The following is a 3,190-nucleotide window of genomic DNA, read 5'->3' on the forward strand; positions in this document are numbered from 1 at the left end:
TGCGTGATTACCGTTTTTACAATGGTGATTTAATACACCCAAACGCTACTGCAATTGATTATATTTGGTCTCGATTTGTGGAAACCTATATCGAAAAATCTTCATATCCCACAATGGAGCAAGTTCAAACAATTCAAAAAGCTTTGCAACACAAACCGTTCGATGCTGCTTCGCATTTGCATCAAAAATTTCTCCGAAACCTTCACGAAAAAGTAGAACAAATTCAAACTGAGTTTCCACACATGCAATTTTAGTTGGCATTCACAATTAACTTTCTACAAAATACGCTTTTCAACGTATTGAAAACTATTGGCAATTCGAGCACCTTTGATGGATAACTTTAAATTTATACATCATGAAACCACTACATCGTTTATTTTCTTTACTCCCATTTACATTTATTAGTTGTTCTAGCGATGAATCAAATTCGAACACGATTCTCACAACTTCAGTTTTTATATGGAAAGAAAACGGCATTTAAAACTATTAAGAACTATAAAAATTGGAATAACGCAGCGAATAACAGTTTTGTAGAAATAAATTTAACTGTTGGAGTATGACGTCACTTCCGGAAATGCAATCGCACTGTTGGCATCGAGCATTCTTGTTTTAAGTACAAACAGGAACGATTTCGATTACGGAAACCACTTCACGACAAGGTCTGGAAATTTTACAGAAGCAACGTCAAGAGGAACCACAACTGCCGTTGATGGAACAATTACAGCCATAGAAATCAGGCAAAACGGTTAACTGTAAATAAATTGGGAAAATTCATTTTCAAAATAGTGAGTAGTATATTGCTAATTGGTGCAATTATTTATTGGGCCATAGGCATTATAAAGCAAAAAATTCGTTTTCAAAATAACCAAATCCGCTTGACTTTTGCAATGCAACGGACGCTCAAAATACAGCAAGATTTAAACGATCAATTGAAAATTGCCAAAGATTTTGTAGAAAATTACCCGCAATCATGCGCTAAAATTGCACCATCCATTTATGAACAAAACCGGAGCCTATTAAAAAAACTAATCAAGGCAAACAAAAATATCAAATAGTTAAAATACTATTAAAAAATGATTTAATTTTACGTATTTCTGCTAATAAACACTCTCTTATGCTAAAAAGGATTCTATTTTTTTTGTTGCTTTCATGTTTAGGCAGCACACTTCGATCTCAAAATAAATCAGAGATTGACAGCTTACTTACCGTAATTTCCAGAGCAAAAAATGATTCAATTAAAATTTCTAATTACAACAAAATAGCTTGGCATTATGTGTTTAATGACACCTCGCAAGCAAAAAGATATTTACAAAAATCCGAAAAAATTGCTCTGAAAAACATCAAATCCTATGGCTACAACGAGATTATGAATCTCAAAGGAATTATGATGGAGATCAAAGGAGAAACAGATAGTGCAACATTCTATTTCAAGAAAACCCTCGAATTAAGCCGTAAAAATCGCCATAAAATCATTGAAGTTCGCAGCATCAACAATCTCGGAATGCTCAATTACAACCAAGGAAATTACAAAAATGCGTTGAATTATTTTTTGGAAGGCTTAAAACGGAATGAAATTTTACCCGACGATAAAAAAATTAAAAATTCCATCTTTTACAACAATATCGGACTCATTTATCAGGAGCTGAACCTCAACGAAAAGGCATTATACTACCATAAAAAAGCATACGAAGATCGAAAAAAAACAATCAGTTAAAAGATCAGGCCAGCTCACTCAATAACATCGGCATTTGTTACAATTTGATGCATAAAAACAAGGAAGCCCTTACCCATTTTTATTTAGGGTTAAAAGTTGCAGCCGAATCAAAAAACCTCATTGATTATTATAAAATTATCGAAAATATTGGCAATACTTTACAGTCCAAAAAACAATTTCGAGCATCAATTACGTACTACCAGAAAATTCTCGACATGAAAGATTCCGTAGCCATTAATCCTAAAACTATTATCGGGGTTTACACCGGACTTTCGTCGGCTTATAATGAAATTAGTGATCCGAAAAAGGGACTTTTTTATGGAAAAAAAGGAATCGAATTTTTAGAAGCAAATACCGATTTTAAATATTATTCGAGTTCGCTATATCAACAAATAGCAAGAAGTTATTATGTACTCGGTAATCTTTCAAAAGGGGAATATTATAGTGATTTATTTGCAAAAGTTTTGAAACAAAAATTTTCGGATGACAATGCAAAAAGTATTGCGAACCTAGAAATTAAATACCAAACGGCGAACAAAGAAAAATTGTTAGCAGAACAAAAAACAAAATTATTAAAAACTGAAATTCAAACCCGTAAAAAAAATATCCTACTCATTGGTTTAGTAATACTCGTTCTATTTATTGCATCGATCGGAATTTTGGTAGTGCGACAACAACGTCTAAAAAGCAAACAACAGCAACAAGAATATGAGTTAAAAAAAGCCATTTCAAAAATTAAAATCCAAAACAAATTGCAAAAACAACGACTGGATATATCACGCGATTTGCACGACAACATTGGAGCTCAGTTGACTTTTTTTTATTTCGTCAATCGATAATATTAAATATGCATTTCCAAGTACCGACTTAAAATTAAACACAAAATTAAACACCATAAGTGAATTTACAAAAGCTACCATTTTAGAACTCAGAGATACTATTTGGGCGATGAATTCGAATGAAATTACTTTCGAAGACCTCAATTCACGCATACTGAACTTCGTCGAAAACGCACAAAAGTTTCAGCAAAATATGAGCTTTATCTTTTTTATAGAACCTAATTTAACCCACATAAAGCTGTCGTCCGTAATGGGAATGAACCTGTACCGAACCATACAAGAGGCGGTCAACAATGCTATTAAACACGCGAAAGCCAAGAATATTTCCATTGCTATTAATGGCATCAAAGACGATTTTCAGATAACTATAAGCGATGACGGAATTGGATTTGACGAGAGTAACATTCGTAAAGGAAACGGGTTGCTCAATATGGAAAAACGCATTGACGAAATTAAAGGCACCATCCACTTCAGCAAAAATGAAAAGAACGGTATGCAGATTGTAATCCAAACCCGTTGGGTGTAATTATTTGCAGTAAAATAAATGGATTAGATATTGGTCAAGATACTGAAATTCAGTATCTTGAAGTCTCCAAACAAACCAATATCTATGACAAATATAGTGAAAAATTATTTT

5 protein-coding genes are annotated in these 3,190 nt (G+C 32.9%); all 5 read left to right on the top strand.

Translation table 11 applies throughout. From position 1 onward, the window contains the following. The coding region (locus ACIQ2X_RS14940) for a GSCFA domain-containing protein (RefSeq protein ID WP_396179755.1) at positions 1–254 on the top strand (254 nt) is incomplete at its 5' end. A gap of 295 nt (positions 255–549) precedes the next feature. Continuing rightward, positions 550–750, top strand: coding sequence for a hypothetical protein (locus ACIQ2X_RS14945; RefSeq protein ID WP_396179756.1), 201 nt, complete (start codon positions 550–552; stop codon positions 748–750). A 364-nt stretch (positions 751–1,114) separates the two neighbouring features. After that, complete coding sequence (locus ACIQ2X_RS14950; RefSeq protein ID WP_396179757.1) at positions 1,115–1,714, top strand: tetratricopeptide repeat protein; 600 nt, start codon at positions 1,115–1,117, stop codon at positions 1,712–1,714. A gap of 47 nt (positions 1,715–1,761) precedes the next feature. Continuing rightward, entirely contained in the window at positions 1,762–2,553 is a 792-nt protein-coding gene (locus ACIQ2X_RS14955) for a hypothetical protein (RefSeq protein ID WP_396179758.1), read from the top strand. 109 nt (positions 2,554–2,662) lie between these two features. Further along, positions 2,663–3,079, top strand: coding sequence for a sensor histidine kinase (locus ACIQ2X_RS14960; protein ID WP_396179759.1), 417 nt, complete (start codon positions 2,663–2,665; stop codon positions 3,077–3,079). The last annotated feature ends 111 nt before the right edge of the window (positions 3,080–3,190 follow it).

This window comes from Flavobacterium sp., from assembly GCF_044368625.1.
GTDB lineage: Bacteria > Bacteroidota > Bacteroidia > Flavobacteriales > Flavobacteriaceae > Flavobacterium.